General features: G+C 70.7%; 5 protein-coding genes. All 5 read right to left on the bottom strand.

The window, feature by feature from the left end; all coding sequences use genetic code 11:
• The coding region (locus QAA18_RS06265) for a tetraacyldisaccharide 4'-kinase (RefSeq protein ID WP_279411967.1) at nucleotides 1-267 on the bottom strand (267 nt) is incomplete at its 3' end.
• Nucleotides 264-2,045 carry a lipid A export permease/ATP-binding protein MsbA gene (gene msbA, locus QAA18_RS06260; protein WP_279411966.1) on the bottom strand — a complete coding sequence of 594 codons (1,782 nt, stop codon included), beginning with the start codon at nucleotides 2,043-2,045 and terminating at the stop codon, nucleotides 264-266. The genes msbA and QAA18_RS06265, both read right to left, overlap by 4 nt.
• Nucleotides 2,042-2,464, bottom strand: a complete 423-nt coding sequence (locus tag QAA18_RS06255) for a biopolymer transporter ExbD (RefSeq protein WP_279411965.1) — start codon at nucleotides 2,462-2,464, stop codon at nucleotides 2,042-2,044. Before QAA18_RS06255 ends, msbA begins: the two co-directional genes overlap by 4 nt.
• Complete coding sequence (locus QAA18_RS06250) at nucleotides 2,464-3,039, bottom strand: MotA/TolQ/ExbB proton channel family protein (RefSeq protein ID WP_279411964.1); 576 nt, start codon at nucleotides 3,037-3,039, stop codon at nucleotides 2,464-2,466. The genes QAA18_RS06255 and QAA18_RS06250 overlap by 1 nt, the downstream gene beginning before the upstream one ends.
• Nucleotides 2,939-4,891, bottom strand: a 1,953-nt coding sequence (locus QAA18_RS06245) for a DNA internalization-related competence protein ComEC/Rec2 (protein WP_279411963.1), incomplete at its 5' end; no start/stop codon positions are given. The genes QAA18_RS06250 and QAA18_RS06245, both read right to left, overlap by 101 nt.

The raw sequence follows: 4,891 nt of genomic DNA, 5'->3' as shown, positions 1-4,891 counted from the left end.
GGTGGCCACGCCCGGGGTGTAGCCGGCCGCGCGCAGGCGCTCGACGACAGCGATCACCAGCGGCGTCTTGCCGGCGCCGCCGGCGACGATGTTGCCGACCACGACCACCGGCACGCCCGCCTTGAGTTGCGGCAGCAGGCGCCGGCGATAGAGCCCGAGGCGCGCACGCACGCTGGTGCCGTACAGCGACGCCAGCAGGCGCGCCATGAACGGCGGCTCGCGCGCGTTGTCGTACCACCAAGGCGGCGGTGCCCGCTTCGCGCTCATGCCTGGCCCGGCTCGCGGAACTGCATGCGGTGCAGGTGCGCGTACAGGCCATCGCGCGCCAGCAGTTCGGCGTGGGTGCCCTGCTCCACCAGCTTGCCGTGGTCGAGCACCAGCACCTGGTCGGCATGTTCGATGGTCGACAGCCGGTGCGCGATGACCAGCGTGGTGCGGTCGGGCATCAGGTGTTCGAGCGCGTCCTGCACCAGTCGCTCGGATTCGGTGTCCAGCGCTGCGGTGGCTTCGTCGAGGATCAGGATCGGCGCGTCCTTGAGCATCGCGCGCGCGATCGCCAGGCGCTGGCGCTGGCCGCCGGAGAGCAAGGCACCGTTCTCGCCGACCGGTGTGTCCATGCCCTGCGGCAGGCGCTCGATGAACTCCCACGCGTTGGCCGCTTCGGCCACCGCGCGCAGGCGCTGCGGATCGGCCTGCGTGCCGTAGGCGATGTTGGCGCCGATGGTGTCGTCGAACAGCATCACCCGCTGCCCGACCAGGGCGATCTGCTGGCGCAGGTCGGCCAGGCGGTACTGGTCCAGGTCCACGCCATCCAGGGTGATGCGGCCGCTGCTGGGTTCGTAGAAGCGCGGCACCAGCCGCACCAGGCTGGTCTTGCCGCTGCCGGAACGGCCGACGATCGCGGTCACCGTGCCGGGCCGCGCGCTGAAACTGATGTCCTGCAGGGCGTAACCGGTCTGCGCGTCTTCGCGCGAATAGCGCAGCGAGACGTTGTCGAACACCAGGTCGCCGCGGGCGCGCTCGCCGGCGAATGCGGCCTTGCCGGCATCGCTCTCCTCGGGCGCGTCGAGCACAGCGAACAGGCGCTCGGCCGCGGCCACGCCGCGCCCGATCACCGCCTGCACGTTGGTCAGCCGGCGCATCGAGGGGATGATCGCCATCATCGCCATCATCAGCTGCACGAACTGGCCGGCATCGAGCTCGCCGACCAGGGCCTGGCGGGTGGCCACGGCGATGATCGCGGCCAGTGCGAACGCAGCCAGCATCTGCACCAGCGCGGAACTGCCGGCGCGGGTGGCCTCGACCTTCACGTTCAGGCGCAGCACGCGGTTGGCCAGCGCCGCGTAGCGCGACTGCTCGAAGGCCTGGGTGCCGTAGACCTTGACGTCCTGCTGCGAGGCCAGCGACTGCTCGGCGGCCTGGGCCAGGCGGCCCATGTCTTCCTGGATGCCGCGGCTGATGCGGCGATAGCGGCGGCCTACGTACCAGACCACGACGCCGATCAGCGGTACCACCAGCAGCACGGCGAACGTCACCTTGAAGCTGACGTACAGCATCAGCCCGAGCATGTAGGCGATGGTCAGGCTGTCGGTGACGATCGCCTTGGCCGCGTCGGTGCCTGCCTGGGCGACCTGCTCGGTGTCGAAGTTCAGGCGGCTGACCATCGACGGCACCGATTCGATGTCGAAGTGGCTGCTGGGCATGCGCAGGTACTTGCCGATGATCTGGTTGCGCAGGTCGCGGACCATGCTGCGTCCGGCCCGGGCCATGCCGTAATCGGTGATGTAGCCGGCCACGCCGCGCAGCACGAACAGGCCGATGATCTGCAGCGGCAGGATCACCGCCATGCGCGGCTCGGGATTGACGAAGCCGCGGTTGACCAGCGGGTCCATCAGCTGCACGAACAGACCGCCGGCGACGGCCTCGACCACCATCGCGATGCCGGCGGCCACCAGCAGCATCCAGTACGGCGAGGTGTAGCCCAGCAGGCGGCGGTAGGCGGCCCAGGCGCCGGACTTCTTCTTCGGCGCTGGCTGTGCGCTCATTGCGCCGGCTCCGGCGCGGTGCCGATGGAAATGTCGCGGAAGCCGAGCTGGCCGAGCGCGTCCAGCGCGGTCACCACGGCCTGGTGCGGGGTGCGCGCGTCGGCGCGCAGCAGCACGCGGCGCTCGCGGTCTTCGCCGGCGACTTCCACTATCGTGCGCTTGAGCGACTCCAGGTCGGTGCGCAGCGATTCGCGGTCGCCGACGAAATAGCGTCCGTCGGCATTGACCAGCACGTCGAGCACCGTGGTCTCGGTCTGCGCGGTCTCGCCCTGCGCGCGCGGCAGCTGCAGCTTCAGCACCGAGCGGCTCTCGAAGGTGGTGGTGACCACGAAGAAGATGATCAGGCACAGGACGACGTCGATCAGCGGGATCAGGTTGATCTCCGGCGTGTCGTCTTCGCGGAAGTCGCGGATGCGCATCAGCGGTTCGGGCCGAGGGTGTCCAGCAGCGCGATGGCTTCGTGTTCCATGTCGACGATGTATTCGGCGACGCGGCCGCGGAAGTAGCGGTGGAACATCAGCGCCGGGATCGCCACGATCATGCCGGCGGCGGTGCACACCAGCGCCTTGCCGATGCCGCCGGCGAGCTGGTTCACGTCGCCCACGCCATGGTCGAGGATGCCCAGGAACATCTGGATCATGCCGACGACGGTGCCGAACAGGCCCAGCAGCGGACCGGCGGCGGCGATCGTTCCGAGGGTGTTGAGGTAGCGCTCCATGCGGTGCACGAGGTGGCGGCCGACGTCCTCGATGCGCTCGCGGATCTCCTCGCGCGGGCGGTTGCGCACGTCCAGCGCGGCGGCCAGCAATGCCCCCAGGGGTGCGGTCTGGCGCAGCGATTCGATGTGGTTCGGGTCGAGGGCGCCGCCGCGGGCGACCCAGGCGCGGACTTCGTCACCGAGGCCCGGCGGCATCACCACCCTGGCCCGCAGGGACCAGAACCGCTCCACGATGATCGCCAGCCCGGCGGCCGACAGCAACAGCAGCGGGATCATGGGCCAGCCGCCCGCCTTCACCAGTTCCAGCACCCGGTTCTCTCCACGCATCAGGTCCGGCCGCTAGGATAGCCGCATCCCACAACCTGCGCCGAGCCTTGCGCTCCGCCGTGAAGGCGATGCCGCGCGGGCCGAGGCGGACGCGCTGGGCGCCGGTGGCGGGCGTGGCGGCGATCCGGGCGCCCGAGGACTCCCACCGCGCCACGATCTCCGGCGCCGGGTGCCCGAAGCGGTTGTCGTGTCCGGCCGAGACCAGCGCCAGGCGGGCGTCGACCGCTGCCACGAATGCAGGGTCGGACGAGCCCTTGCTGCCATGGTGCGCGACCAGGACGACGTCCGACCGCAGGCTTGCGCCTTCACGCCGGACGAGCCCGCGTTCCACCACCTCGCCGATGTCGCCCGCCAGCAGTGCCGAGCCCTGCCCGGCTTCGACCTTCAGCACGCAGCTCGATTCGTTGTCCAGGTACGGGAAGTACCGCGGCGGATGCAGGAAGCGGAACGCCACGCCGTCCCAGGTCCACGATTGCCCCGAGCGGCAATCCGTGGGAGCGGCGGAAGCCGCGAATCGAGGCAATCGCGGCTTCCGCCGCTCCAACATTCCGTCGGGCATCAACACCAGGCCTGCCGGGAACGATTGCATGACGGAGGCGTAGCCGCCGGCGTGGTCGTTGTCGCCGTGGCTGACCACGGCCATGTCCAGGCGGCGCACGCCCAGTGCATGCAGCGCGGGCACGACCGTGCCGGCGCCGGCATCGAATCCGCCCGGCCGTGCCGGGCCCATGTCGTAGAGCAACGTGTGATTCGCCGTGCGCACAAGCACCGACAGGCCCTGGCCGACATCGAGCACGATGACGTCCGCGCTGCCTTCGGGTGGCAGGTCACGCTGCGGCCACAACAACGGCAGCCACAACAGCAGTGCCAGCGGCTTGCCGCGCACGCCGCGCGGCAGCAGCAGCCACGCCGCTCCGGCCAGCGCGAGCGGCACCGCGAACCATTCGGGCTGCGGCAACCACAACAGCGACAGCGGGCTGCCCGCGAGCCATTCGAAACCCGGCCACGTCAGGTCGAACGCCCAGGCGGCGAGTCGCCATGGCCAGGTGCCGCTGCCCACGTGCATCGCTTCGGCGGCGGTCCCGAGCAGCGCCAGCGGCACCACCACCAGGCTCCACCACGGGATAGCGACCAGGTTGGCCAGGGGGCCGGCCAGCGAGGCCTGGCCGAACAGCATCACCGTCAACGGCAACAGGCCGATCGTCGCCACCGCCTGTGCGCCGAGGAATCCCCGCAGCACATTGCGCCAGCGGCCGCCTTCTCGGGCAGCTCCGGTGCCGGCATCGTCCGGCAGGCACCAGACCAGCCACGCCACGCCACCGAAACTGAGCCAGAAGCCCGGGGCCAGCACTGCCAGCGGATCGGCCAGCAGGATCGCGATGGCCGCGAGCGCGAGCGCGTCGACGATGTCGTGCGCGCGGCGCAGGAGGCGCGCAAGCACCACCACGCCGATCATGAGGACGGTGCGCACGGTGGGCAACGCGAAGCCGGCCACGGCGGCATAGGCGATCGCACCGAGCAGTGCGGCGATGGCGGCTGCATGCATGCGCGGCAGGCGCCGGCCCAGTTGCGGCAGCAACCACCACGCGCCGGCGGCGATCAGCGCGAAGAAGCCGGCGACCAGGCCCACGTGGAAACCCGAGATCGCGATCAGGTGGGTCAGCCCGGCTGCCCGCAACGTGGTCCAGTCGGCTTCCTGCAGCCCGCGCGTGTCGCCCAGTGCGAGTGCGCGCACGAACCGCGACGATGGCGACGGCACGGACGCTTCGATGCGCGCGGCCATGCGTCCACGCCAGGCGTC

It is taken from the genome of Luteimonas sp. 8-5 (assembly GCF_029763755.1).
Taxonomy (GTDB): Bacteria; Pseudomonadota; Gammaproteobacteria; order Xanthomonadales; family Xanthomonadaceae; genus Cognatiluteimonas.
This window is presented reverse-complemented; position numbering and strand designations above follow the sequence as displayed.